Origin of the sequence: Corynebacterium yonathiae (genome assembly GCF_027570195.1) — a bacterium.
In the GTDB taxonomy this organism is placed as follows: Bacteria; Actinomycetota; Actinomycetes; order Mycobacteriales; family Mycobacteriaceae; genus Corynebacterium; species Corynebacterium yonathiae.
Genome location: NZ_JAKMUZ010000001.1, coordinates 119,573 through 144,694, shown reverse-complemented (window position 1 = coordinate 144,694; position 25,122 = coordinate 119,573). Strand labels below are relative to the sequence as shown.

22 protein-coding genes are annotated in these 25,122 nt (G+C 57.2%); 13 read left to right on the top strand and 9 right to left on the bottom strand.

Translation table 11 applies throughout. The annotated features are described in order from the left end of the window. Positions 1-23: 23 nt before the first annotated feature. The 8 genes from L8V22_RS00700 to whiA all read left to right on the top strand — a co-directional run bounded on the left by L8V22_RS00700 (position 24) and on the right by whiA (position 8,214). Positions 24-638 carry a riboflavin synthase gene (locus L8V22_RS00700; protein WP_238800858.1) on the top strand — a complete coding sequence of 205 codons (615 nt, stop codon included), beginning with the start codon at positions 24-26 and terminating at the stop codon, positions 636-638. 11 nt (positions 639-649) lie between these two features. Further along, the gene (locus L8V22_RS00695) at positions 650-1,912 is read left to right on the top strand and encodes a bifunctional 3,4-dihydroxy-2-butanone-4-phosphate synthase/GTP cyclohydrolase II (RefSeq protein WP_238800860.1); all 1,263 of its coding nucleotides are present in this window, start codon (positions 650-652) and stop codon (positions 1,910-1,912) included. A gap of 29 nt (positions 1,913-1,941) precedes the next feature. Continuing rightward, the gene (gene ribH / locus L8V22_RS00690) at positions 1,942-2,421 is read left to right on the top strand and encodes a 6,7-dimethyl-8-ribityllumazine synthase (protein WP_238800861.1); all 480 of its coding nucleotides are present in this window, start codon (positions 1,942-1,944) and stop codon (positions 2,419-2,421) included. Between the two features lie 73 nt (positions 2,422-2,494). Then, positions 2,495-3,043 carry a PH domain-containing protein gene (locus L8V22_RS00685; protein WP_238800863.1) on the top strand — a complete coding sequence of 183 codons (549 nt, stop codon included), beginning with the start codon at positions 2,495-2,497 and terminating at the stop codon, positions 3,041-3,043. Between the two features lie 3 nt (positions 3,044-3,046). Then, positions 3,047-5,122: an excinuclease ABC subunit UvrC gene (gene uvrC / locus L8V22_RS00680; protein ID WP_238800864.1), complete on the top strand. Its 2,076-nt coding sequence runs from the start codon at positions 3,047-3,049 to the stop codon at positions 5,120-5,122. A gap of 40 nt (positions 5,123-5,162) precedes the next feature. After that, positions 5,163-6,044, top strand: a complete 882-nt coding sequence (gene rapZ / locus L8V22_RS00675; protein ID WP_238800961.1) for an RNase adapter RapZ — start codon at positions 5,163-5,165, stop codon at positions 6,042-6,044. A gap of 23 nt (positions 6,045-6,067) precedes the next feature. Further along, entirely contained in the window at positions 6,068-7,063 is a 996-nt protein-coding gene (locus L8V22_RS00670) for a gluconeogenesis factor YvcK family protein (RefSeq protein WP_238800865.1), read from the top strand. 161 nt (positions 7,064-7,224) lie between these two features. Beyond that, positions 7,225-8,214 carry a DNA-binding protein WhiA gene (gene whiA, locus L8V22_RS00665; RefSeq protein WP_238800866.1) on the top strand — a complete coding sequence of 330 codons (990 nt, stop codon included), beginning with the start codon at positions 7,225-7,227 and terminating at the stop codon, positions 8,212-8,214. A 118-nt stretch (positions 8,215-8,332) separates the two neighbouring features. Here whiA and L8V22_RS00660 read toward each other — a convergent pair whose 3' ends face one another. Continuing rightward, entirely contained in the window at positions 8,333-9,979 is a 1,647-nt protein-coding gene (locus L8V22_RS00660; RefSeq protein WP_238800867.1) for an L-lactate permease, read from the bottom strand. 543 nt (positions 9,980-10,522) lie between these two features. Here L8V22_RS00660 and gap point away from each other — a divergent pair. The 4 genes from gap (at position 10,523) to secG (ending at position 14,102) form a co-directional block, all read left to right on the top strand. Further along, entirely contained in the window at positions 10,523-11,530 is a 1,008-nt protein-coding gene (gap, locus tag L8V22_RS00655) for a type I glyceraldehyde-3-phosphate dehydrogenase (RefSeq protein WP_238800868.1), read from the top strand. A gap of 116 nt (positions 11,531-11,646) precedes the next feature. After that, the gene (locus tag L8V22_RS00650) at positions 11,647-12,864 is read left to right on the top strand and encodes a phosphoglycerate kinase (protein ID WP_238800869.1); all 1,218 of its coding nucleotides are present in this window, start codon (positions 11,647-11,649) and stop codon (positions 12,862-12,864) included. Between the two features lie 39 nt (positions 12,865-12,903). Next, positions 12,904-13,686, top strand: a complete 783-nt coding sequence (gene tpiA, locus L8V22_RS00645; protein ID WP_238800870.1) for a triose-phosphate isomerase — start codon at positions 12,904-12,906, stop codon at positions 13,684-13,686. A 182-nt stretch (positions 13,687-13,868) separates the two neighbouring features. After that, positions 13,869-14,102 carry a preprotein translocase subunit SecG gene (gene secG, locus L8V22_RS00640; protein WP_238800871.1) on the top strand — a complete coding sequence of 78 codons (234 nt, stop codon included), beginning with the start codon at positions 13,869-13,871 and terminating at the stop codon, positions 14,100-14,102. A 147-nt stretch (positions 14,103-14,249) separates the two neighbouring features. On the opposite strand, the gene pgl is transcribed toward secG, so the two are convergent. The 5 genes from pgl to tkt all read right to left on the bottom strand — a co-directional run bounded on the left by pgl (position 14,250) and on the right by tkt (position 20,822). Beyond that, the gene (gene pgl, locus L8V22_RS00635; protein ID WP_238800872.1) at positions 14,250-15,011 is read right to left on the bottom strand and encodes a 6-phosphogluconolactonase; all 762 of its coding nucleotides are present in this window, start codon (positions 15,009-15,011) and stop codon (positions 14,250-14,252) included. A 42-nt stretch (positions 15,012-15,053) separates the two neighbouring features. Beyond that, positions 15,054-15,989 (bottom strand): glucose-6-phosphate dehydrogenase assembly protein OpcA, encoded by a 936-nt coding sequence (locus L8V22_RS00630; RefSeq protein WP_238800873.1) that lies wholly within the window; start codon positions 15,987-15,989, stop codon positions 15,054-15,056. Between the two features lie 14 nt (positions 15,990-16,003). After that, the gene (gene zwf, locus L8V22_RS00625; RefSeq protein ID WP_238800874.1) at positions 16,004-17,536 is read right to left on the bottom strand and encodes a glucose-6-phosphate dehydrogenase; all 1,533 of its coding nucleotides are present in this window, start codon (positions 17,534-17,536) and stop codon (positions 16,004-16,006) included. Positions 17,537-17,636: 100 nt separating this feature from the next. Next, a complete protein-coding gene (gene tal / locus L8V22_RS00620; RefSeq protein ID WP_238800875.1) occupies positions 17,637-18,722 on the bottom strand; it encodes a transaldolase in 1,086 nt (361 codons plus the stop codon). A gap of 27 nt (positions 18,723-18,749) precedes the next feature. Continuing rightward, positions 18,750-20,822, bottom strand: a complete 2,073-nt coding sequence (gene tkt, locus L8V22_RS00615; RefSeq protein ID WP_238800962.1) for a transketolase — start codon at positions 20,820-20,822, stop codon at positions 18,750-18,752. A gap of 347 nt (positions 20,823-21,169) precedes the next feature. On the opposite strand from tkt, the gene L8V22_RS00610 reads away from it, so the two are divergent. After that, positions 21,170-22,114 carry a heme o synthase gene (locus L8V22_RS00610; protein ID WP_238800876.1) on the top strand — a complete coding sequence of 315 codons (945 nt, stop codon included), beginning with the start codon at positions 21,170-21,172 and terminating at the stop codon, positions 22,112-22,114. 95 nt (positions 22,115-22,209) lie between these two features. Here L8V22_RS00610 and L8V22_RS00605 read toward each other — a convergent pair whose 3' ends face one another. The 3 genes from L8V22_RS00605 to L8V22_RS00595 form a co-directional block, all read right to left on the bottom strand. Continuing rightward, positions 22,210-23,187, bottom strand: a complete 978-nt coding sequence (locus tag L8V22_RS00605) for a quinone oxidoreductase family protein (protein ID WP_238800877.1) — start codon at positions 23,185-23,187, stop codon at positions 22,210-22,212. Positions 23,188-23,251: 64 nt separating this feature from the next. Next, positions 23,252-24,280, bottom strand: coding sequence for a COX15/CtaA family protein (locus L8V22_RS00600; protein ID WP_238800878.1), 1,029 nt, complete (start codon positions 24,278-24,280; stop codon positions 23,252-23,254). A gap of 69 nt (positions 24,281-24,349) precedes the next feature. Further along, positions 24,350-25,114, bottom strand: coding sequence for an ABC transporter permease (locus L8V22_RS00595; protein ID WP_238800879.1), 765 nt, complete (start codon positions 25,112-25,114; stop codon positions 24,350-24,352). Positions 25,115-25,122 lie beyond the last annotated feature (8 nt).

The following is a 25,122-nucleotide window of genomic DNA, read 5'->3' as shown; positions in this document are numbered from 1 at the left end:
GCAGATAACTAGAAAGGTTAGAAGTGTTTACTGGGCTAGTTCAAGAATTAGGCACCGTAGCAGCAGTGGAACCCCAGGAAGACGCACTGCGCTTGAGTATTCTCGCCCCGCGTACCGTCGCGGAGGCTGAACTGGGCGATTCCATTGCCATCAACGGCGTATGCCTTACCGTGGCGGAACTTTCTGCAGATGTATTCTGCGCAGACGTGATGCAGGAGTCCCTTGACCGCACCGCGCTGGCACACCTGGCAGAAGGTGACTCGGTCAACGTGGAACCGGCTGTGCTTCCCACCACTAGGCTGGGCGGGCACATCATGCAAGGCCACGTGGATGGCACCGCTATTCTCCAGAGCAGGACTAGCTCTGAGAACTGGGATGTTCTTAGGTTTAGCCTGCCCGCCGAGCTTAATCGCTACGTTGTGGAAAAGGGGTCCATCGCCGTCAGCGGTACCTCTCTGACTGTCAGCGCTGTGGGCGCAGACTGGTTCGAGGTTTCTCTAATCCCCACCACATTGCGCGATACCATCCATGGTTCGTTGCCAGTGGGAGGAGAGGTGAACCTCGAGGTGGATGTGTTAGCTAAGTATGTAGAAAAGATGCTTCACCCCGAAGCTCTACCCCCTAGGGCTAAGGACTAGACTGCTACCTTATGAGCGCGAGTGATAATTCTATCCGTCTTGATTCCATCGACCAGGCCATCGCGGATATCGCCGCTGGTAAGCCGGTAGTTGTCATCGATGACGAGGATCGCGAAAATGAAGGCGATCTGATTTTCGCCGCGGAGCTAGCAACCCCGGAACTCGTGGCCTTCATGGTGCGGTATTCCTCTGGATATATCTGTGCACCATTGCTGCCAGAAGATTGCAAGCGTCTGAACCTGCCGCCGATGTTGGCAGTCAACCAGGATGTACGGGGCACTGCCTACACGGTGACCGTAGACGCAGCTACGGGCAGCACCGGTATTTCTGCGACCTCGCGCGCAGAAACCATCCGTCGTTTGGCCGACCCCACCACCACTCCGGGCGAATTCACCCGCCCGGGCCACGTGGTGCCATTGTGCGCTCGTCCAGGCGGCGTTCTGGAGCGCGACGGCCATACTGAGGCTTCCATTGACCTGGCCCGTTTGGCGGGCCTGCGCCCGGCGGGCGTGCTGTGTGAGATCGTTTCCGAAGATGATCCCACGGACATGGCTCGCTCGCCGGAACTGCGCCGCTTTGCCGATACGCATGGGCTGGCCATGATTTCTATTGCGCAGCTCATCGAGTGGCGCCGCCATCATGAAACTCAGGTCACCCGCCAGGTAAGCACCCAGCTTCCCACCGAATACGGCCACTTCACTGCAATTGGTTACCGTCATGACATCGACGGCCAGGAGCACGTTGCGTTGGTAGCGGGGGACCCTGCCCAACTGCGCGGCGCTCGCGATGTCATGGTGCGTGTCCATTCGGAATGCCTTACCGGTGATGCCTTTGGCTCGCGGCGCTGCGATTGCGGTCCGCAACTGCACGAGTCCATGCGCCTTATCAGCCAGCAGGGCAGTGGTGTGGTTATTTACCTACGCGGCCAGGAAGGCCGTGGCATTGGGCTGCTGCATAAGTTGGAAGCCTATCGCCTACAGGATGCGGGTATGGACACCGTCGATGCCAACCTCGAACAGGGGTTGCCCGAGGACGCGCGGGAATATTCCGTAGCCGGCCAAATCCTCCGCGATCTCGGCATAGAATCTGCGAACCTATTGACTAATAACCCGCACAAGGGCGAGGGGCTGAGTGGTTTTGGGGTGGATGCTAGCCACCACACCCCACTCGCAACTCCAGCCCACGCAGATAATATTGATTACTTGCGTACAAAGCGCGACCGCATGGGCCACGATCTTCCGCAGGTCGCCCGGTGGGATGCTGAACATAAGTAGAACGTTGACGTATAGGTGAGAGGACAACGATGAGTAAAGAAGGCCTACCCCAAATCGCCCAGGTGGATGGCAGTGGACTGCGCGTTGCCGTGGTTACTGCTACGTGGAACGCGGAGGTCTGTGATCAGCTCCACGCCCAGGCGGTGCAGACCGCTACCGATAATGGCGCCGAAGTAGCCGAATACCGAGTAGTCGGCGCGCTGGAACTTGGCGTTGTGGTCCAGGCAGCGGCCCGCGCCTACGATGCCGTGGTGGCTCTAGGCTGCGTTATCCGTGGGGGAACGCCTCACTTTGACTATGTCTGCGATTCCGTGACCCAGGCGCTTACCCGCATCGCACTCGATGAATCCACCCCCGTGGCGAATGGCGTCCTTACCGTCAACGACCAAAAGCAGGCCATTGACCGCGCTGGATTCGCAGACTCGGTAGAAAACAAAGGTGCCGAGGCGATGATTGCGGCTTTAGATACCGCGCTGCAGTTGCGTAGACTTAACGCAGCAGAAAAATAACCTTTAGCGATCCGTCAGCGCGCCGCGCATTCCCACCAAGGTGAACGGCGGGGCGCCCCAGAGGAGTATGCACATGAATGAGGCGCAGGCCCCAAAGAATTCGCAGCGAAGCCCGCAGCTTAGCGACGCCGAAGTATTGGCCTATACCAGTGCCGATCCCTTCGCACAGACCACGTCTAAGCCGTGGGAATTTACGGCTACCTCGCCCTTTTTGCGCAAAGTGGCAATCGCCTGGGTGCTCCTCGTGATGGCCATCCATATCTTCATGGGAATCACCCTGGATGTGTCCTTTACCGGCGCGCACGTGACCACCATTGATAAATTCGCCTTCCCCGGCGTCGGTGTTCTAATTTCCGTTTTATCCTGGATTGCCCTCAACCGGCCGCGGTTGCGCGCCAATGAGGATGGGGTAGAGGTCCGCAATATCGTGGGCACCCGGTTTTATCCGTGGCAGGTGGTCTACGGCCTTTCCTTCCCCGTAGGCCAGCGGATGGCGCGCCTTGAACTGCCCGAGTTCGAGTTTGTCCCAATCTGGGCTCTGCAGTCTGGCGATAAGGACACCGTCATCGACAATGTCCGCCGCTTCCGCGACGTGGAAGCCAAGTACATGCCACAGGATTAACAATTGGCTGACCCCACTACCTACCGCCCGGCTCCGGGAACAATTCCCACCGACCCGGGCGTCTATAAGTTCCGCGATGAAAACCGCCGCGTTATCTACGTGGGCAAAGCCAAAAACCTGCGCGCTAGGCTATCAAACTATTTTCAAGACATTACGCAGCTGCACCCGCGCACGCGCCAAATGGTCCTCACTGCCAACTCGGTGGAGTGGACGGTAGTAGCCAGCGAGGTTGAAGCCCTACAGTTGGAGTACACGTGGATCAAGCGCTTTGATCCCCACTTCAACGTCATGTACCGCGATGATAAAACCTATCCTATGCTCGCGGTTTCAGTCGGGGAAATGGTTCCTCGCGCGTTTTTCTACCGTGGTCCGCGCCGCAAAGGCGTGCGCTACTTTGGTCCCTATTCCCATGCTTGGGCCGTACGCGAGACCTTGGACTTGCTCACCCGGGTCTTTCCCATGCGCACCTGTTCTAAGGGAGTATATAACCGGCACGAGCGGCTTGGCCGTCCGTGTCTTTTGGGCTATATCGGCAAGTGTGATGCCCCCTGCATCGGCCGCGTGAGCAAAGAAGACCACCGCGAGACAGTCAATGAGCTGGTGTCCTTTATGAATGGCAATACCGGCTCCGTGCGTCGCAAACTCACCCAGGACATGGAGCAGGCCGCCGAGAATTTAGAATTCGAGCGTGCAGCGCGCCTGCGTGATGACTTGGGCGCGATTGACAAGATCATGGAACAGCAGGCTGTGGTCTTTACGGACAATACAGATGCCGATCTCATTGCTTTTAACTCCGATGAGCTGGAAGCAGCGGTGCAGATTTTCCATGTGCGTGACGGGCGCATTCGCGGTCAACGCGGATGGGTAGTAGAACGCGCAGGCGATCAAGCTAGCTCGGAGCCCTTGGAAGAAGGCCAGCCTGATCCGGCGCTTCCCGCATTGGTGCAAAATTTCCTCATCCAGTTCTATTCCGATGCAGTAGAGCGCGAGCAGCAGGAAGCGCGCGAGGACGCAGCTCTTGCCGCTGACGTAAAGCGGCGCGGGGTGGATCAGGAATCCCACATGAAATCCCGCCGCGTGCACGTCATCCCACGCCAAATTCTGGTTCAGGCCTTGCCAGATGAACCAGAGCAAGTCGTCGCACTCTTAGAAGAGCTACGCGGAGCACAGGTAGACCTGCGGGTTCCTCAGCGCGGCGATAAGAAGCAGCTGATGGCCACGGTGGAGAAAAACGCCAAGGAGCAATTGCGACAGCATAAGCTCAAGCGAGTAGGCGATCTCACCGCCCGTTCGGCAGCATTGCAGGATATTCAAGAAGCTCTGGGTATGGAGCAAGCTCCGTTGCGCATTGAATGTACCGACATTTCGCATATTCAAGGCACGGATGTGGTTGCTTCCCTGGTGGTCTTTGAAGATGGCCTGCCCAAAAAATCGGACTATCGGCGCTATCTCATCAAGGAAGCGGCTGGCGGCGGCCGTTCGGATGACGTTGGCTCCATTGCAGAGATCACTCGCCGTCGGTTTAAGCGCCATAAGCAAGATAAGCTGGCGCATCCGGACGAGGAAGTAGAAGAGTCTTCGTTTGCGGAAGAAAAAATCGCGGAAGAGTCAGCTGAGGCGGGCCGCCGCTTTGCTTATCCACCGCAGCTTTTCATCGTGGATGGCGGCGCGCCCCAGGTGGCCGCAGCCCAAGAAGTCTTTGATGAGCTGGGTATTGTGGATGTGACCTTGGTGGGCTTGGCCAAGCGACTCGAGGAAATCTGGGTTCCCGGCGATGACGAGCCAGTCATTTTGCCGCGAAACTCGCAAGCGCTTTTCCTCCTGCAGCAAATTCGCGATGAAGCCCACCGCTTTGCCATCACGTACCACCGCCAGCAGCGCTCTAAGCGGATGCGTTCTTCCGTGCTGGACTCCGTGCCTGGGCTGGGCCCGCAGCGGCGCACGGATCTAGTGAAGCATTTCGGTTCGGTGAAGAAGCTGAAGGCCGCCACAGTGGAGGAAATCTGTGAGGTAAACGGATTCGGGCCGAAACTAGCCCAAACCGTGTACGAGAGCTTGCACGATTCCACGGGCAAATAAGTAGCATTCTTCTAGAAGAGGCGAATCTTAAAGCGCTAGACTGAAGGGCATGACGCATTTCGAAACTCCGCCCATTTTGATAACCGGCATGTCCGGCGGCGGGTTGAGTTCCGCTGCCAAAGTATTTGAGGACAAGGGCTACTATGTGGCCCACAATATTCCGCCCCGCGCCATAGTGGATCTGCTCAAGTTGTGCAACCAAGAGGCAACTCCGGTGAGCAAAGTCGCAGCCGTAACGGACGTGCGCTCGCGCATGTTTCCAGGGTCTCTTCTAGAGATTATGGATGAGCTTACGGAATTGAATATGAAGCCCACTGTGCTCTTTCTGGATGCCCGTGATGATGTGCTTATTCGCCGCTTTGATTCGGTGCGGCGCACCCACCCGTTGCAGGAGGGCGATACCCTCAAAGTAGGCATTCAACGCGAACGCCAAGCAGTAGCAGATGTGCGTTCACAGGCCGATATCATCATTGACACCACCAACCTATCCATTCATGATCTTCGCCGCGCTATCGAGGCAGCGTTTGGTGAGATGCAAAATGAAAAGCAGCATGTGACTGTTGAGTCCTTTGGATTCAAAAACGGCTCACCCCGCGACGCAGACTTGGTGGTAGACGTGCGCTTCCTGCCCAATCCTTATTGGGTACCTGAGTTGCGTGGATACCGCGGCACAGATGAGCCGGTTGCCCAGTATGTGCTCTCACAGCCAGCGGCACAGGAATTCGTTGATAATTTCTTGCAGATGTTTTCCACCATGTTGGATGGCTACCGGCACGAGGGCAAGAATTTCATCACGGTGGGTGTGGGCTGTACGGGAGGCCACCACCGTTCCGTCGCCGTTGCAGAGGCCATTGCGGCGCGGTTGCGGGACAATAACACTTTGGACGTCAGCACCTTGCATAGGGATATTGCTCGAGGCTAGAGCACAGGAGTTTTAACGCTTTTATGACCAAACCTTCACACATGGTCTGCCTAGGCGGCGGCCATGGACTTTATCAGACCCTTCTGTCCGCACGATTGAGCGGAGCAGCCGATATTTCCGCCATTGTTACGGTTGCAGATGATGGTGGCTCCTCTGGCCGATTGCGCCGCGAACTGGAAATAATTCCACCTGGAGATCTACGCATGGCGCTAGCTGCGTTGGCTAATAGTGACCCGGTGGGTGATCTTTGGGCGCGTACCTTGCAACACCGTTTTAAAGGCAGCGGTGCAATGGCGGGGCATGCGGTGGGTAATCTAATGATTGCAGGTTTGACCGATGTGCTCGGTGATTACCAGGCCGCGTTGGATACCATCGCAGAGCTTACCAATTCCCAGGGGCGGGTATTCCCCGTGGTCAACCAAGCTTTAGAGATTGAGGCGGAGGTGGCCGGGCTTGACGACGACCCCCGTGTCATGCGCCAAGTCCGCGGCCAGGTTGCGGTTGCTTCTACACCGGGGCAGGTGCGACGAGTGCGTATCGTGCCGGAGCGTCCTAGTGCGAATCCGGATGTCCTCGATGCCATTGAGCGCGCGGACCTTATTACTATCGGCCCGGGTTCGTGGTTTAGTTCGGTCTTGCCGCATACTCTCGTGCCGCAGGTCGTGGAGGCAATCTCTGCTTCAGATGCGCTGCGCGTAGTTGTATTGAACCTTTCTGCCGAGCCGGGTGAAACACACGGTTTTTCGGCAGAGCGTCATCTGCATGTCCTCGCTCAGCATGCCCCGAAACTGCGGATTGACCGCATTCTGGTAGATGAGGCGGCGTTGCCCACTGATAGTGAGCGCGTATATATTCAGCGCGCCGCACAGTCCCTGGGGGCCCGCGCAACGTTCGCTGATGTAAGCCAAGTTGATGACAGTGGCCGCAGCAATAATAAACACGATCCTGAAAAGCTATCTGCGGCACTTTTGGAGCTCTACTCTGAATATCGCAGCAATAGTGATACGAATCGGCGCTGATTCTTTCTGCTAGCGTGCGTGTAGTCGCCCTTGGCCGACTGCGCGGTGACCGAGCGCGCGCGGTATGATGTCAGAAATCCTTTCACCGCACTGGGCCTCGAGCGATGCTCGGGCCGGCAGGCATACTTTGTGACTGTGAGAAAAGAAATGGGGCGAACTAGGTGACCACACCATTGACCGATCAGGTCAAAGAAGAATTGACGGCTGTCGTTGTGCCACGCCAGTCCGCTCGCGCTGCCGAACTAGCAGCGATGCTGCGCTTTGCTGGCGAGCCGGATATATACGGCGACAGTATGTCTTATGAGCTGGAATTAGAAAGCCATGCGATTGCGCGGCGCGTGATCACTGCACTAGATGATCTCTATGGCATTTCCGCTGATAGTCACGTAGCCGGTCCGGCAGGGACCACGAAGAAAACCCGGGTAACGGTGCGCATTTCCACTGGTGCGAAGGAGCTGACGCGTCGTTTAGGCCTTATCACTCGCTCCGGCCATGCGGTGGTAGGGCTCCCACCGCAGGTTATCTCCGGTACCGTCGCCGATAGCGAGGCAGCATGGCGTGGAGCTTTCTTGGTACACGGTAGCCTCACGGAGCCAGGTCGCTCCTCTGCGCTTGAAGTAACCTGCCCGTGCCAGGAAGCTGCGTTGGCGTTGGTAGGGTGCGCCCGCCGCCTAGGTATTTCCGCCAAAACTAAGGAAACTCGCGGCGAGGACCGCGTGGTTATAAGAGATGGCGATGCCATTGGGGCGCTTCTTACCCGTATGGGCGCGCAGGAGACTCGATTGGCCTGGGAAAAGAAGCGAGTCAAGCGGGAGGCACACGATACGTCCAGGCGTTTGGACAATTTCGATGATGCGAACCTTCGCCGCTCGGCTCGCGCCGCGGTTACAGCGGCAGCACGCGTTGACCGCGCCATGGAGATCCTAGGTGATGATGTCCCCGAGCACCTCGCAGATGCAGGACGCTTGCGCGTGCAGCACCGCGAGGCTTCCCTAGAAGAGTTGGGTCGCTTGGCTGAGCCTCCCATGACTAAGGACGCGGTAGCGGGTCGTATTCGACGCTTGCTTTCTATGGCCGATAAGCGAGCAGAAGAGCTGGATATTCCCGATACCAACCAAGCGATCACAGACGACCTGTTCAACGAGTCCTAATACTCCGAGACCCCGAAAACGCAAAGCTCCCCGCAGACCGAGTACCGAAGCGGTAGCCGGCCTGCGGGGATACTTTTACTCTCGGACCGCTATCTGGCAGAGGGCCAGCTAGGTCGAGCTAGGGCACGAGGAATCCTAGGACGTTAGTCATCAAGAATACGATGACGCACACCGCAGCCAAGAAGGCCACAGAGTAGCCCACCACGTTTTTGAGGATGACAGATTCCTTGCCTTCCATGTTGACGGCGGTGGCCGCAATAGCAAGAGACTGCGGGGAAATCATCTTGCCCACGACGCCGCCTGCGGTATTGGCAGCCAGCATGAGGTCTGGGTTTACGTTAATGCGTTCTGCGGCTGCTACCTGCAGGTTGGCAAATAGGGCATTGGCAGAGGTATCGGAGCCAGTAACCGCGGTGCCAATCCATCCCAAGACTGGAGCAAACAGTGCGAAGATACCGCCGGCAGAAGAGACAAACTCACCAATAGCAATAGTTTGGCCAGAGTAGTTCATGGTATAAGCCAAGGCCAGCACCAGGATGATCGTGAGTGCTGAGAATTTCATGCGGCTGACGACGTCACCGAAAGCGCGGACCGGCTGCCCAAAGCTCAAGTCGTAGCGGCCATTTTCGTTGAAGAAGTGGTAGACAACCGCAACGATGATGCCCGAGAGCAGCAGGAGAGTACCAGGATTGCCAAAGACATTGAAACTGAAGCTGGTGTCCATGAGGTTACCTTCGGCGTCGACAATCGCGTTATCCAGCAACGGCCAAGCAAAGTGGAGCTTGAGGAATCCAAAGATGGCTGGAGCGGCGGTTGCCACAGCAAAGACGACGGTGACAACGGCGTACGGAAGCAGCGCCATCCAGATGCGGCGACCGTTGAGATCAGTGGTGGACTCGGCTGCGGGCAGCTCGAGGCGCTCACGCAACTCCTTGACACCCTTAGGCTTCCATACCCGGAGGAAAGCGAAGGCACAGCCCAGGGAAACGATGCAGGCGATGACGTTGGTGAGCTGGTAAGCAAAGAAGGTTGCGGCCAGCCACTGGGCCAGGGCGAAGGAAACGCCGATTACTGCGGCTGCCGGGGCGGTTTCCTTAACACCGCGGATACCGTCCAAGATGAAGGCAATGAGGAAAGGAACGATGGCGGCGATGAGCAGCACCTGCAAGGAGATAAGTGCTGCAATGTCATGGGTTTGCTCGGCGCTGCGTCCGGCGACCTCGCCAGCGGTGGTGACTGGGATGCCGACCGCTCCGAATGCAACCGGGGCAGTATTGGCAATTAGAACTACGGTGGCTGCGCGCAGCGGCTTAACGCCAAGCGCCATGATCATCGTCGCAGTAATGGCAACGGGGGCGCCAAAGCCGGCGAGAGCTTCCAATAGACCGCCGAAGCAGAAGGCGATAAGGATGGCTTGGATGCGAATATCGCCATCGCCCAGAAGGTCAAAGGTCTTTCGCAGGTCTTCGAAACGCCCGGAAGCAACGGTGATTTCATAAAACCAGATCGCCGTAATGATTACCCAGACGATGGGGAGTAGTCCGAACAGCCCGCCACGCAGGGCGGAGGACAAAGCCATATCTACTGGCATCGAGAAGCCGACGATAGCAATAATGAGGGATACTGCAAGGGCGACGGCGCCTGAGGTATGTGCGCGTGCTTTAACGCCAAGCAGCATGATAAAGAATGCAATGAGGGGGAGAATCGCCACCAGGGCGGTAAGCCCGAGGCTGTCACCCACAGCAGAGGTATTTATTTCGAACAAGAGAAGTCCTTGGTTTCTACGGTGGTCTTGCCCGAATTAAGAGATACGGGCACCTGAAGCATTCTCACGGTGGCCAACGTCTGCGCTAGAACAGGTCTAATGTCCCGAAACGCTTATGTGAACCAGTGAGTAAAGAAAGCATATCGTGTGATGAGCGTGACAGAAACAATTTGGTCGTTTTGATATCTAGCGGCAAGGCTGGACGAAACCTTGCGACCGGGGAGGGGCGACCCTAACGCTCAGACGGTCCGAGTGATAAATTTCACGTTAACATTGTTAATCAAACATGATCCCACCTGTTCGGGCTTATCCAGCAGGTATGTTAGCTGGAAATCAAAAGAATCGGAAAGAGTGTACGCCCTTTTGGATATTCTGTCATCCAATAGTTCTCAAGGGTGCTGGGGGACTGCACTGACCAAAAAGGCTCGGTAGTATCGGCAATGTAAGGGAAACCGCTCGGGCGCTTCTCAAATTAGAAATTCATCGAAGGACCCGCGCAAATGCCCGTACACACATTTACTCGACTCTTTGAGGAGAAATACAGTGACTATTCGCGTAGGTATCAATGGATTTGGCCGCATTGGCCGCAACTTTTTCCGTGCAGTCGCTCAGGGTGACAACAACCTCGAAGTTGTTGCAGTAAACGACCTGACTGATAACGGTACGTTGGCTAACCTGCTGAAGTACGACTCCGTACTGGGGCGCTTCGATGGCGAGATCACCCACGACGATGAATCCATTACCGTCAATGGGCACCGCATCGTAGTAACCGCAGAGAAGGATCCGAAGGAGCTGAAGTGGAGCGAGTACAACGTCGACCTCGTTATTGAGTCCACCGGCCGCTTCACCAACGGCAATGATGCCAAGGCTCACCTCGAGGCTGGCGCCAAGAAGGTCATCATCTCCGCTCCGGGCAAGGAAGTAGACGCCACCTTCGTCTACGGCGTCAACTCTGACTCCTATGACCCGGCAAACCACAACGTCATCTCTGCAGCATCCTGCACCACCAATTGCTTGGCGCCGATGGCAAAGGTTCTCAATGACAAGTTCGGCATTGAAAAGGGCCTGATGACCACTGTTCACGCTTATACCGGTGACCAGCGTATTCAGGATGCTCCGCACAAGGATCCACGCCGCGCTCGTGCCGCTGCTGTAAACATGGTTCCTACCTCCACCGGCGCCGCTAAGGCTGTATCCCTTGTTCTGCCTGAGCTGGACGGCAAGTTGGATGGTTACGCTATGCGCGTTCCGGTTATCACCGGCTCCGCAACCGACCTGACCTTCACCGCTTCTCGCGACGTCACTGCCGAGGAAATCAACGCCGCACTGAAGGAAGCTGCCGAAGGCGAGCTCAAGGACACCCTCGCATACACCGAGGATCCGCTGGTTTCCACCGATATCGTCACCTCCCCGCACGGCTGCATCTTCGACTCCGGCATGACCAAGGTCTCCAACGGTAACTTGGTCAAGGTCCTGGGCTGGTACGACAACGAGTGGGGTTACACCTCCCAGCTCGTCCGCATGACCAACCTGGTTGCAGACAAGCTCTAAACTAGAGCTCTAGCAGTGAGATTCCGGCCCGATGCAAGCCTAAACGGCGTTGCGTCGCGGTCGGTATTCTTATATCTATAGCCTTTAATCCATCCAATATTATTAAGGAGTAAATAATGGCTTTCCAGACTCTTGACGATCTCCTCAAGGAAGGCGTTGAATCTCGCCACGTCCTCGTTCGCTCCGATTTCAATGTTCCCCTTGATGAAGAGGGAAATATTACTGATCCAGGTCGCATCAATGCTTCTCTGCCTACCATCAAGGCCCTGGTAGAGGGCGGCGCCAAGGTGATTCTCTCTGCCCACCTGGGCCGCCCCAAGGGGGAGGTAAACGCCAAGTACTCCCTGGCTCCAGTAGCAGAGGCCCTATCTGAGGCGCTTGACCAGTACGTTGCCTTGGCCGGCGATGTCACTGGGGAGGATGCTCATGAGCGGGCGAATGGCCTCAATGATGGCGACGTAATGCTGGTGGAAAACGTCCGCTTCGACGCGCGCGAGACTTCCAAGGATGAGGCGGAACGCGGCAAGTTCGCCGACGAGCTTGTGGCGCTGGCGGCCGATAATGGTGCCTTTGTCTCTGATGGCTTTGGTGTTGTCCACCGTGCACAGGCATCCGTGTACGACGTCGCAAAGCGCTTGCCCGCTTACGCAGGCAAGCTAGTGGAAAAGGAGCTTTCGGTTCTTTCCACCGTGGCCAAGGAACCAGAGCATCCGTACGTCGTTGTTCTGGGTGGCGCTAAGGTCTCGGATAAGCTCGGTGTTATTGAAGCGCTGGCTGGTAAGGCGGACAAGGTCATCATTGGCGGCGGCATGTGCTACACCTTGTTGGCCGCTAAGGGCTACAACGTGCAGGAGTCTCTCCTGCAGGAAGATCAGATTGATAACTGCAAGGACCTCCTCGAGCGCTTTGGCGACAAGCTAGTTCTCCCGGTTGATCTCGTTGCAGCAAGCAAGTTCGCAGCAGATGCGGAAACTCAGGTGGTCGAGCTCGATAGCATTCCAGAGGGGTGGATGTCCCTGGATATTGGACCGAAGTCCGTGGAGAATTTTGCGGAGGTTCTCGCATCTTCCAAGACCGTTTTCTGGAATGGTCCAATGGGCGTATTCGAGATGGAGGCTTTCTCCAAGGGCACCGCTGGCGTAGCGCAGGCTATTATCGACGCCACTGCAAATAACGGATCCTTCTCTGTAGTCGGTGGCGGCGACTCTGCTGCGTCTGTGCGCATGCTCGGCTTGGATGAGGATGGCTTTAGCCACATCTCCACCGGTGGCGGCGCCTCCCTGGAGTACCTTGAGGGCAAGGAGCTTCCGGGTGTATCCGTCCTTGAGTCCTAAAATCGCCTGATCAACTTGCCAGAAAGAGAGGAAGAATCCATGGCACGTACCCCACTTATCGCAGGTAACTGGAAGATGAACCTCGACCACGTCGAGGCCATCGGCTCCGTTCAGAAGTTCGCCTTTTCCCTGCCCAAGGATTACTACGAAAAGGTCGACGTGGCTTATATGGTCCCGTTTACTGATATCCGCACCATCCAGACCCTAGTAGAGGGCGATAAGCTGCAGATTACCTACGGCGCGCAGGATATCTCTAAGCACGAATCCGGAGCATTCACCGGCGAGGTATCTGGCAAGATGCTGGCCAAGCTCGGCTGCAGCTGGGTTGTTGTGGGCCATTCGGAGCGCCGTCAGTACCACGGCGAGACCGATAAGCTGGTCGCAGAAAAGGCTACCGCAGCCTTGGACAATGACATCAGCCCCATCGTGTGCGTAGGCGAGCCACTGGCTGTGCGCGAGGCAGGAACCCACGTCGACTACGTGGTTAACCAGACCCGCAATTCCTTGGCTGGTCTAAGCGCAGAGCAGATTGCCAAGACCGTCATCGCATATGAGCCAGTCTGGGCCATTGGTACCGGCAAGGTAGCCTCCGCAGACGACGCCCAGGAAGTGTGCGCAGCCATCCGTGAGCTGGTGAAGGAGCTTGCAGGAGAAGAGGTTGCGGCAGGAATCCGCATTCTTTACGGCGGTTCCGTCAAGGTTGATTCTGTTGCAGAAATCGTCAGCAAGCCGGACGTAGACGGCGGCCTTATTGGCGGCGCCTCCCTGGTGGGCGAGGAGTTTGCCAAGTTGGCTGCCAATGCAGCCAATGCCCTGAGCTAACAGGAGTTATCACCTGTTACAGGTTCGCGCGGCGGCGCGGGTTGGAATGGTTCCAGCCCGCGCCATCGTGTACAGTGGGCCGGTGTGATTGCTTTGCTGGACGCAAAGCGAAAAGTACGAATCCGCGCTAGCGGGTGGCAAGAGTCAACCGCAGGCGCACGTTAGAAATAAGGATTATCCTCATGGTCTTGGCACTGGAAATCATCTTGGTCATCGCTGCTATTTTGATGTCCATCTTCGTGCTATTGCACAAGGGCAAAGGCGGCGGCCTGTCCAGTCTCTTTGGCGGTGGCGTGCAGTCGAACCTTTCCGGCTCGACCGTCGTGGAAAAGAACCTGGACCGCTACACGATCGTCATGGTTATCATCTGGCTTGCGTGCATCGTGGGCCTAAACCTAATCCAGGCATTCGCTTAAGCCTCGAACTAGGATAACGAAAGCGCCGGCACCGCCTTCCTACCGCCTAGTTCCCTGTGGGAACTAGAAGTGGGGAAGGAGTACCGGCGCTTTTGCGTCAAGCGCTAGGTGCGGCGTGGGGCTGCGCGCACACTGCGATTTTTCTGCCTATAACTGGGATGCGGCGTCGTCTGCAAGAAACAGAATCGTTTCCTCTCTGCCTTGCGCGCCGGCCGCCGGCCATTCCTCAGCTACAGCGCCTTCAACAACGTGCTTTGCCGCTTCTGCCTTGGCCTCGCCGGCCACGAGTAACCAGATGCGCTCGGCCTTGTTTATAGCGGGAAGAGTAAGGGTAATTCGCTCGCTTGGCGGCTTAGGAGAATCATGCACGGGAACAGCCAGCTCCTCCTGTTCCCGGACTGCAGCAGAATGGGGGAATAAGGAATTAATATGGCCCTCTTCACCCATACCTAGTAGGTGTAGATCGAATCCATTAGGGGCGAATTCCTTCAGCTCTGGCTCGTACGCACTCGCCGCCGCCTCCATGGATACCGCGCCCAGATCAAAACCATGAATATTCTGGTCTGGGATATCTACGTGATTGAGCAGGGCACTGCGTGCTTGGCCCTCATTAGAATCTGGGTCGGAGACGGGGACATTGCGCTCGTCGCCGAAAAAGACGTGAACGCGCGACCAATCGATGCGCTGAGCGGGAAAGTTTTCACCCTGTTGCTGCGCCGCGAAGTCTAAACGAGCGAGCTCGTGGAGGACGCCGATTCCGGCTCCACCGCCGGTGAGGACGACTCGTGCTACACCATCGTGGTGGAGTCCACCTCCGGCTGCTTGGATACGCGCTACTGTATCCACGAACTTCAATGCGGCCTGGGAAATAAGCTCATCCACATCGCTTACGCGGTGAAGAGTGACCATTATGTATCGCTATCCTTTGCAAAGATTCGGAGTTAAGCCATTTTAGTGCTTACTGTAGCCTACCTGGGCAAGCCCGCGAAGCGCTTGGGCATATGTCTTATCGGCATCCAAATGGCGCAATTCCTCTGAGAGAACCTCCGCCTGGGAGCGCTTACTTAGGCTCACTAAGGAATCCGGGGAGCCCGGAACGCACACACGTACCGTGCGTTCATCGACGACGTCTACGTCCACGTGGCTTGTCTCGCGGTTAAACCGCAAATGGGTCACCGGGAAGTAGGACTCCTGGGATTCGGCCACAGTGCGCTGAACGGGAACTGCTAGACGGTCTAGGAGCCATCCGGCTGCGAAATCCGGAGCCGGATGCCCGGCGGGTCCAGCCACTTCGACTGACTTCACAGGTTCGTGAGGACGGCGGTCTAGGGCGGAGGCGACGACACCGCGCCACAAGGTAATGGCAGCCCAAGACATATCGGAATCGCCGGGCGTATAGCCGGCTGATAGCGTGCGAAGATCTTCGCCGGTGACACGTCCGTCAAAAGCTACATTAGTAATGCGGCGCTGAGCCAGCTTTCCCACCGAGCTGGAGGCCGGGTCGGGTGGGCACAGGGTAGGCCACCAGGCAACCAGGGGAGTATCAGGAAGAAGCAGCGGAGTGACCACTGCCTCGTCTTGGTTTGCCAGAGCGCCATGGAGCTTCATGATGACCATCTCGGAGGCACCAGCTTCACCGCCCACCCGCAGCTGCGCGTCGAGGTGCGTTTCTGCTTGTGGGTCTCCCGTGACAACCACCAATACTCGCGATGGGTGCTCGTGGGAGGCATCGCGTACGGAGGCGAGAATGTTTTCCAGGTCATCCTCCTCGCGGGCCGCCACGATTAGGGTGAGTACGCGCCCAGTAGTGAGGGTGTAATGCTCCTGCGCCTCCACGAGCTTTTTGGAGATCTCGCGCGTTGTGGTGTTGGGCAATGGGATAATCATTGTCTGCGTCCCTCCTATGGGCGGCGCCAGGAGTGGCCCCGGCGGCGCAACATTCTATCGGCGGATTCCGGCCCCCAGGTGCCAGCACGGTACTCTTCCGGCTGTCCTGCCTCGGCCCAGTAATCGATGATGGGGTCCAAAATCGACCACGAAAGTTCTACCTCTTCGTTGGTGGGGAAGAGCGAAGACTCGTCCAAAAGCGCATCCAAAATCAATCGCTCATAGGCCTCTGGAGACTCCTCAGTAAAGGCCTCAGCATAGGCAAAGTCCATGTTGACGTCGCGAACCTCCATTGTGGAGCCGGGCACCTTGGAGCCAAAGCGCATGGTTACGCCTTCATCAGGCTGTACGCGGATGACAACTGCGTTCCTGCCCAGCGCATCGGTCTGGCCATCGACGAATGGCTGATTGGGCGCCGCTTTGAAAACCAGCGCAATCTCGGTCACTCGGCGTCCCAAGCGCTTGCCCGTGCGCAGGTAGAAAGGTACTCCTCCCCAGCGACGGGAGTTGACTTCCAAGGTGCAGGCGGCGTAGGTCTCCGTAGTTGACTCTGGATCAAAACCCTCTTCTTCGCGCAAACCCTTGACAAATTCGGAGCCCTGCCAACCAGCGGAGTACTGGCCGCGAGCAGTGGTCTTGTTGAGAGGGTGAACGGCGTGGGTAGCGCGCAGTACCTTCACTTTTTCTGCTTGCAGCGCCTCCGGCTCGAAAGAGGATGGTTCTTCCATCGCTACAAGTGCCAAAAGCTGAAGCAGGTGGTTTTGAATAACGTCTCGTGCCGCGCCGATGCCGTCATAGTAACCAGCGCGGCCGCCTAGGCCGATGTCTTCGGCCATGGTGATCTGGACGTGATCGATATAGTGGGCGTTCCACATTGGTTCAAAAATCTGATTGGCAAAGCGCAATGCCATGATGTTTTGGACCGTCTCTTTGCCCAAATAATGATCAATGCGGAACACGGCGGACTCAGGGAAGACTGCGTTGACAATCTCATTGAGTTTGCGCGCTGATTCTTGGTCGTGGCCGAAAGGCTTTTCAATGATGACCCGGCGCCATGAGTCTTCAACGGAGTTGGCCATGCCCACGCGCTCAAGCTGGTGGCAGATATTGGAGAAGAATTCTGGGGGAACGGATAGGTAGTACGCCCAGTTACTGCCGGTGCCTCGCTCGCGATCTAGCTCGCCCAAGCGGGCAGAGAGGCGGTCGAAGCCAGCATCATCAAAGGAACCTTGAACGAATTCGATGCCCTGAGACAAATGCTGCCATACATCCTCATTGAACTCGGTGCGCGAGCCTGCTACAACGGCCGAGCGAACATAGTCGCAGAATGCAACCTTGTCCCAGTCACGGCGACCATAACCCACAAGTGTAAAGCCAGCGGGTAGGAGACCTCGGCTCGCTAGGTCATAAATCGCGGGCAGAAGCTTTTTATATGCTAGGTCACCGGTTACACCGAAGATGACCATGCCCGCGGGTCCTGCGATTCGCGGCAATCGCTTGTCGCTGGCACTGCGCAAGGGGTTGACCCAAGCGGCTGAGTCGGTCACGAAGAATCCTTCCTGAGTTTATGGGGCTTTTAGCTCGCTAATATTCTTGCGGCAGAATGCCCCGCCGATTTCTCGGCGGGGCACAAGTCACAAGGCTAGTTTACGCTAGTCGTTGCTCAATGGAAGCAAGCAGTTCATTCCACGCGGCAACAAACTTATCCACGCCCTCGCGTTCCAGCACCGCAAAGACGTCATCGAAATCAATGCCGACCTCTTCTAGCTGGGCAAAGACGCCCTCTGCTGCCTCGCGGCTATCGGAGAGCGTATCGCCGTGGAGATTGCCCTCCGAGAGAACCGCATCAATGGTCTTTTCCGGCATTGTGTTGACGGTATGCGGACCGGCCAGCTCAGAAACGTACATAGTGGCTGGGTAATCTGGGTTCTTCACTCCGGTAGAAGCCCACAATGGGCGCTGGAGGTGGGCGCCTTCTGGTAGGTCGGCGTCGTCAAGCAGGGCGTCCTGGAAGAGTGCATAAGCGCGCTGTGCATTGGCGACGCCCGCCTTACCGCGCAGTGCCAGAGCAATCTCACTGCCAATGGCCTCCAAGCGCTTGTCCACTTCGGTATCCAAGCGGGAAACGAAGAAAGAAGCAACGGAATGGATAGACGATACATCTTTGCCGGATTCAGCGGCGCGCTTGAGGCCGGCACGGAAGGCCTCGATGACGGCGCGGTAGCGATCCACGGAGAAGATCAGGGTGACATTGACGCTGATTCCTTCAGCCAAGGCATCCTCAATTGCAGGTAGGGAGCCGGTGGTGGCCGGAATCTTAATCATCACGTTAGGGCGATCCACCTTGGACCACAGCTCACGCGCCTGTTCGAGGGTAGCCGTAGCGTCATCAGAAATTCGCGGGTCAACCTCGATGGAGACACGCCCATCTGCTCCATCGGTAGAAGAGTAAATATCCGCAAAGAGATCGCAAGCATTCTTGACGTCTTCGATAGCCAATGCGTACACCGCTTCATCTGCGGAGGCTTTGGCTTCCTTCAACGTAGAAAGCTCAGCGTCGTAGGCGGTGCCATTGGTCATGGCCGCGGCGAAAATCGCGGGATTGGTGGTCACTCCCACGATAGACTTGGTGGAAATGACCTCCTCGAGATTGCCCGAGACTAGGCGCTCACGAGACAGATCATCGAGCCAGGTTGAGGTTCCCAGCTGGGCAAGTTCGGAAATGTGGTTCATGCTTTATCCTTATCCAGGCTTGGAGATTTACTTCTTCACAGCGGCTAGGGAGTCCTGCGCCGCTTCAACGACCGCGGCGGTGGTGAACCCAAATTTCTCAAAGAGTTCGCCCGCAGGGGCAGACGCGCCGTAGTGCTCAATGGAGATGGTGCGGCCGAAGGAACCGGTGTATTTGTGCCATGGCATCGCGATACCGGCCTCGATAGACACACGGGCCTGCACGGCGCTCGGGAGCACGGATTCGCGATACGCGTCATCTTGCTCATCGAACCATTCGAGGCACGGTGCGGAGACAACGCGGGTGGCGATTCCAGCTGCTTCTAGTTCCTTGGCGGCGGCGACGGCAAGCTGCACCTCAGAGCCCGTAGCAATGAGGATGACGTCTGGGGCGTCCTTGGACGCTTTCACCAAAACATAAGCGCCGCGGCGGACGCCATCACGTGCCTTCTCCTTCGTTCCTTCCAGCACCGGTAGACCCTGGCGGCTCAAAGCGAGGCCCTTAGGGGCAGCCTTGTACTCGAGGGCAGCAGCCCATGCCTGTGCGGTTTCATTAGCATCTGCCGGGCGAATAACGGACAGGTTCGGGATAGCGCGGAGAGCGGAAAGGGTCTCGACCGGCTGGTGGGTTGGGCCGTCTTCTCCCAAACCAATGGAGTCATGGGTCCATACATAGTAGGTATCGGTGGACATCAGCGAACCCAAGCGCACAGCGGGGTACTGGTACTCGGAGAAGATGAGGAAGGTGCCGCCATAGACACGGGTATTGCCGTGTAACGCAATTCCGTTCATGATTGCGGACATTGCGTGTTCGCGAATACCGAAGTGCAGGTTGCGGCCATAGGGCTGAGCCGACCACATATCGGTGGTGATGGCTGCAGGGCCGAAGGATTCCGCGCCCTTAATCACGGTGTTATTAGAACCGGCAAGGTCTGCAGATCCGCCCCACATCTCTGGGAGGGATGCGGCCAAGGCCTGGATGGTAGCTTCAGAAGCCTTACGGGTAGCCAAAGACTCACCAGGTTCCCACGTCGGCAGATCTGCATCGAAATCCTGCGGCAGTTCGCGCGCATTCATGCGGTCGAATAGCGCCTTATTCTCCGGATTAGCCGCAGCCCATGCGTCGAACTTCTCTTGCCACGCAGAGTGCTTTTCTGCGCCGCGCTCACGCAACTTTCGGGTATGCGCGATGACTTCTTCATCGATATGGAAGCTGCGCTCCGGATCAAAGCCCAAGACTTCCTTTGTGGCGGCTACCTCGTCATCGCCCAGCGCAGCCCCGTGGACGCCGCCGGTATTCATTTTATTCGGTGCGGGGTAGCCGATTACGGTCTTAACGCGGATAAAGGAAGGACGATCGGTCTCAGCCTGAGCCGCCTTAACAGCCTCCTCAATTGCTACAACATCCTCTCCGGATTCCACCGTTTGGACGTGCCAGCCGTAGGCCTCATATCGGGCCACCACATCTTCATTGAAGGCAATATTCGTATCGTCTTCAATAGAAATGCGATTATCATCCCAGAAAACGATGAGGTTGCCGAGCTTTTGCGTGCCAGCCAGGGAAGAGGCCTCGGCGGTAACTCCCTCTTGCAGGTCGCCATCGGAGGCGATGGTGTAGACGTAATGGTCGAAGGGTGATTCGCTAGCGGGAGCCTCTGGGTCAAAAAGGCCGCGCTCTTTACGCGCCGCCATGGCCATGCCTACGGAGGAAGCTAGGCCTTGGCCAAGAGGGCCAGTGGTGATTTCTACGCCGTCGGTGTGGTGCACCTCGGGATGGCCTGGGGTGCGCGAACCCCACGTACGCAACTGCTTGAGGTCTTCCAACTCTAGGCCAAAGCCGCCCAGGTAGAGCTGAATGTATTGCGTAAGGGAAGAGTGTCCAACAGAAAGGACGAACCGGTCACGGCCGGCCCAGTGCACGTCAGCGGGATCATGGTTAATGACGCGCTGGTACAGGGTGTAGGCAAGGGGAGCGAGAGACATCGCCGTACCCGGGTGGCCGGAACCGCATTTTTGCACGGCATCAGCGGCTAGTACTCGAACGGTGTCGACGGCGCGGGTGTCAAACTCCGACCAATCCTCCGGATAACGGCGCTTAACCATAGATTGGAGCTCTGGGGACAACTTATCTTTCGACACGGAAAGCCTCGCTTACGTCTAGGCAAAAAGTACTCAACTTTATTCAGTCTAGTAATTTTTTAACCGGCGGTGCGCAATTATAGAAAGCCAGGCATAACCGGTATGCTGGCATGGCTAAGCGGTGCGCGCGAGCACGCAAGAGCGTGCGCCAAATCTAGCGGCCATAGGTCTGTAACCTCTCGCGCCTGCGCCTAAAAATGTGAGTGAGAGAACTGGAACTTTTTCACGGGCATGTGCGACCGCTAGGGGTGACCGCGCGCAGGAGATGCGCGAGGCACAGTTCACCAACGTTCAGATAGTGGAGGAATTCCTTGGAGACCATCAAGGCCTATTTTGCGCTAACGAAACCGAGGATCATTGAGCTCCTCCTCGTGGCCGCAATCCCGGCGATGCTCCAAGCCCAGCGCGGCGTAGAGGCCGTCTCAGACAATATCTGGCTCATCGTGTCTACCATTTTCGGCGGCTGGATGGGCGCTGCCGCCGCCCACACGTTCAATAACGTTGTGGACTACGAGTTGGATCAAAAGATGCAGCGCACTAGGGCGCGGCCACTCGTTAGGGCAAAGATTTCCAAACGAAATGCGGCAATTTTTGCGTGGGTAATGCTCATTATCTCCGTGCTATGGCTAGGAATCCTAGCCCACTCTTGGCTAGCAGCCTTCTTCGTGGTGCTGACGAACATCTTTTACGTATTCGTCTACACCAAGTTTTTGAAGATGCGCAATGCCCAAAACATTGTTTGGGGAGGCCTTGCAGGTTGTATGCCGGCAATGGTCGGCTGGGCGGTTATCAGGGATAACGCTCCGGAAGGAGAGCCTGACCGCTGGTGGCAGGCAGTGGTGCTCTTCCTCATTATTTTCTTCTGGACTCCGCCGCACACGTGGGCGCTGGCTATGAAGTATAAGGAAGATTATCGCAAGGCCGGCGTGCCGATGCTGCCCGTGGTGGCAGGCGAAGAGGAAGTCACTCGTCAGATTGTCTGGTACACCGTCGGCACGGTTATCGTGACCCTTCTTATTGTTCCCGCTACATCGTGGATTTACCTAGTTGCAGCAGTCGTCTCTGGAGCAGTATTCCTGTGGATGGCTATCCGCCTGCATAAGGGAGTAAAGAACGGCGCTAAGGTCAAGCCGATGCGCTTGTTTATTTACTCGAATAATTACCTTTCGGTCCTCTTTATTGGCTTGTCCATCGACGCGGTCTTGGGCTGGGAACCACTAGGCCGGATGCTGGGCTGGTCTGCCGCGCTATTCTAATGGCGTCTCGCCCGTCTAAGGGGTGGGGAGAAAAGGCGCGAGAGAAGGAATGCAGCTCTTCTCTCGCGCCTTAGCTGTAGGCGGTGGGTCTAGTCTTAGCTGATGCTGTCGTCTTTCACGCGCAAAACGATGGAACCGGTAGTCTTGCGCTCCTGCAAGTCGCGGTGGGCCGCTTCAGCTTCTGCCAATGGGTAGGAGGCTGTGACATTAAAGCTCAGGTCCCCATCAATGACGGCTTGGACAACGGCTTGGGCACGCATTTGGAACTCGCCTTCTTGGGCCGTCCATGCGCCGATGGAGGGCCGAGTTAGGAAGATGGATCCATGCTTGTTTAGTAGCTGCGGGTCGATAGGCTCAACCGGACCAGAGGCAGCGCCAAATAACGCGACGGTGCCGCGCGGGCGTACTGCTTCGAGTGACTCCTGGAAGGTGGCTTTGCCGACGCCGTCATAAACCACGTCGACGCCCTTGTCACCGTTGTATCGGCGGACCTGCTCGGCGAGTCCATCGCCGTAGCGGAAAACCTTATCCGCCCCAGCCGCGTAGGATAGTTCTTCCTTTTCATCTGTGGACACCACCGTATAAACGGTAGCGCCTAGCGACGTCGCCATCTGGGTGAGGATTTGCCCCACGCCGCCGGCGCCAGCGGTAATCAGGCAGGAAGCGCCTTCGCCCAATTGATAAACCCCGTGCGCCAGATAGTGCGCGGTAATTCCCTGGAGCAACATGGATGCAGCAACTTCAGGTTGGAAATCATCCGGTACTGCCACTAGTCCCTCGCGTGCGACGCAGACCTGCTCGGCGTAGGAGCCGAAGGCTTGGTTCCACGCCACCATTGTGCCTTCAGCAATTTTTCCCTTCGGGTCGTGGACGACTCGCCCGGTACCTTCGAATCCCGGAATGAATGGAGTAGCCGCGTTGTAGATGCCCTCCCGGTAGTAGGTATCGATGTAGTTGACGCCGGCCATGATGACGTCTACTAATACCTCATCGTCTTTAGGGGTGGGGGCGGGAACTTCGGTATAGCGAAGTACTTCTGGTCCGCCGGTTTCTGTGACCTGAATTGCGTGCATATAGCCAGGCTAGCGCAAAAAGCCGGCCGAGTGCAGTACTTCGGCCGGCTGGTTGCGCTGTGGGTTAAACGGTCGCACGCGCTGCTTCTAGGGAGGCTTGGCGTGCCGCGTACTTTTCATCGCCGCTAGGAGAGCCGGTGGTGAGATCCGTGGTGCCACCGGTACGGCGTACGCCGTGCGCCCACAGTAGCGCGGTATAGGCCGTGACGAAGGAGGATAGTCCAATGTGGAAAGGAACCGTCCAGCGCGGAATGCTCATATAGAACTGATAGACGCCTACGGCCCATTGGATAAGGATGCAGGCAATGAGGACCCAGCCCGCCTTCTTCGCGTCCTGTGGGGCGCGGTTCTTATAGAGCAGGAAGACGGTAACCACGGTGAGTGCTAGGTAGACGTACATGCACATAGCGTGAGTGACGGCCATGGCCTCGGTATCTACCTGTAGTCGGCCTTCCATTCCTACCCCGGAATCCCCGGAGTGAACGCCCGATCCGGTAACCATAGTGCCGGTGATGAGCACAATGCTGAGGGCAACGGTAGCGACCGCGGCAAGCAAGCGAATCGCTTGGGGGAATCGAGCCCGTGGTGTTCCATCATCGGGCTCCAAGATGCGGGAATAGAGCATTGCTGCCAGCCATACTAAGAGCATAGAAGGAAGGAAGTGCAAAGCCACAGACCACCAACGCAGGTCCAAATGGACAGAGATTCCACCAATGACTGCTTGGAGTACGATGCCAGCGACGTTGAGCCACGCGTACACCTTGAGCTCTGCACGGCGTCGCGCCATTCGCATCGCAATGACGGCGGCGACCGCAGCCGCAGTAACGACGAAAGTCAGCAGGCGATTACCAAACTCGATAGCCTGGTGCAGCGCTGGCGCGGCACCTTCCATGGGGACGAGGGAACCAGGCTGGCACTCCGGCCAGGTGGGGCAACCCAGTCCCGAGCCGGTCACGCGGACAATGGAACCAGACACGGTGATGCCTCCCTGACACAGGAGGAGGATGAGCGCAATGAGGCGCTGCTGCTGCAGTGTAGGGGCGGCTTCTTTAAAAAAGCGCTTGATTTTTGTCCAGTAATTCACGCATAGCATCCTACTAGTCGGGAGATTTCGGACATAAAAATTACTCTGGTTTCGAAAGGAACCGGACAAAAGTCACATTTAGCCATCAAAGCGGAACCAACGGACCGCCGCGAACGACGCGACGGCGAGCCAGCCCACTAAGGACAGGAGCTCGAGGCCGGGAAAGGCGGAATTGGAGGCGTCGGTAAGCGCGCCTGCTAGAGCCACGGTCGGGACCACGTTGAGGGGCCCATTATCGCCAAGCCCCTGGGAGTAGAGGGTCCACCCGACCACGCCGAGGAGGAAGAACCAGATGAGGTTGGCCAACGCAAGCACAACCTCGGAGCTGAGGGTGCCGCCGAGCAACAGCCCCATGGCGGTAAAGGCTGCAACGCCAAAGAAAAGGGAAAGGAGCATCAGTAGCACTCCACCCACGCTGATCCGCAGACCTAAAATATAAGCCGCTATGCCTAGGATGAGGATTTGGAAGACCACCATCGTGAGTACTCCCACAATCTTGCCGCCGATAATGGCCCACGCCGGCACTCCGGACGCGCCGGTGCGTTTAAGGGCCCCGTAGCGCCGGTCAAAAGCAAGCGAAATGGCTTGGCCGGTAAAGCCTGCGGAAGTGGCCGCTACTGCAAGCACCATGGGAAAAACTTCGTGAAGGCCATGCCCTGTGAAAGACTCCAATTGGGCTGCACCAATGAGGATGGCTAGCGGGATGATAACGCTTAGCAATTGCTGCTCGCCGTGGCGCAGCATGAGCTTTGCCTCCATCGTTCCTTGGGCCAGCAGCATGGCCCCAGCGCTAGCCCGTTTGGGGGCGGGGGTAAAAGTACCCGGGGTAAAGGTAGTGCTCATAAGTGGTT

Excerpts from the sequence above, each read along its gene's own strand:
- L8V22_RS00695 (WP_238800860.1), top strand. The coding sequence starts at position 650 with ATGAGCGCGAGTGATAATTCTATCCGTCTTGATTCCATCGACCAGGCC.
- ribH (WP_238800861.1), top strand. The coding sequence starts at position 1,942 with ATGAGTAAAGAAGGCCTACCCCAAATCGCCCAGGTGGATGGCAGTGGA.
- L8V22_RS00685 (WP_238800863.1), top strand. The coding sequence starts at position 2,495 with ATGAATGAGGCGCAGGCCCCAAAGAATTCGCAGCGAAGCCCGCAGCTT.
- L8V22_RS00670 (WP_238800865.1), top strand. The coding sequence starts at position 6,068 with ATGACCAAACCTTCACACATGGTCTGCCTAGGCGGCGGCCATGGACTT.
- L8V22_RS00650 (WP_238800869.1), top strand. The coding sequence starts at position 11,647 with ATGGCTTTCCAGACTCTTGACGATCTCCTCAAGGAAGGCGTTGAATCT.
- tpiA (WP_238800870.1), top strand. The coding sequence starts at position 12,904 with ATGGCACGTACCCCACTTATCGCAGGTAACTGGAAGATGAACCTCGAC.
- secG (WP_238800871.1), top strand. The coding sequence starts at position 13,869 with ATGGTCTTGGCACTGGAAATCATCTTGGTCATCGCTGCTATTTTGATG.
- pgl (WP_238800872.1), bottom strand. The coding sequence starts at position 15,011 with ATGGTCACTCTTCACCGCGTAAGCGATGTGGATGAGCTTATTTCCCAG.
- L8V22_RS00630 (WP_238800873.1), bottom strand. The coding sequence starts at position 15,989 with ATGATTATCCCATTGCCCAACACCACAACGCGCGAGATCTCCAAAAAG.
- tal (WP_238800875.1), bottom strand. The coding sequence starts at position 18,722 with ATGAACCACATTTCCGAACTTGCCCAGCTGGGAACCTCAACCTGGCTC.
- tkt (WP_238800962.1), bottom strand. The coding sequence starts at position 20,822 with ATGGTTAAGCGCCGTTATCCGGAGGATTGGTCGGAGTTTGACACCCGC.
- L8V22_RS00605 (WP_238800877.1), bottom strand. The coding sequence starts at position 23,187 with ATGCACGCAATTCAGGTCACAGAAACCGGCGGACCAGAAGTACTTCGC.
- L8V22_RS00600 (WP_238800878.1), bottom strand. The coding sequence starts at position 24,280 with ATGCTATGCGTGAATTACTGGACAAAAATCAAGCGCTTTTTTAAAGAA.
- L8V22_RS00595 (WP_238800879.1), bottom strand. The coding sequence starts at position 25,114 with ATGAGCACTACCTTTACCCCGGGTACTTTTACCCCCGCCCCCAAACGG.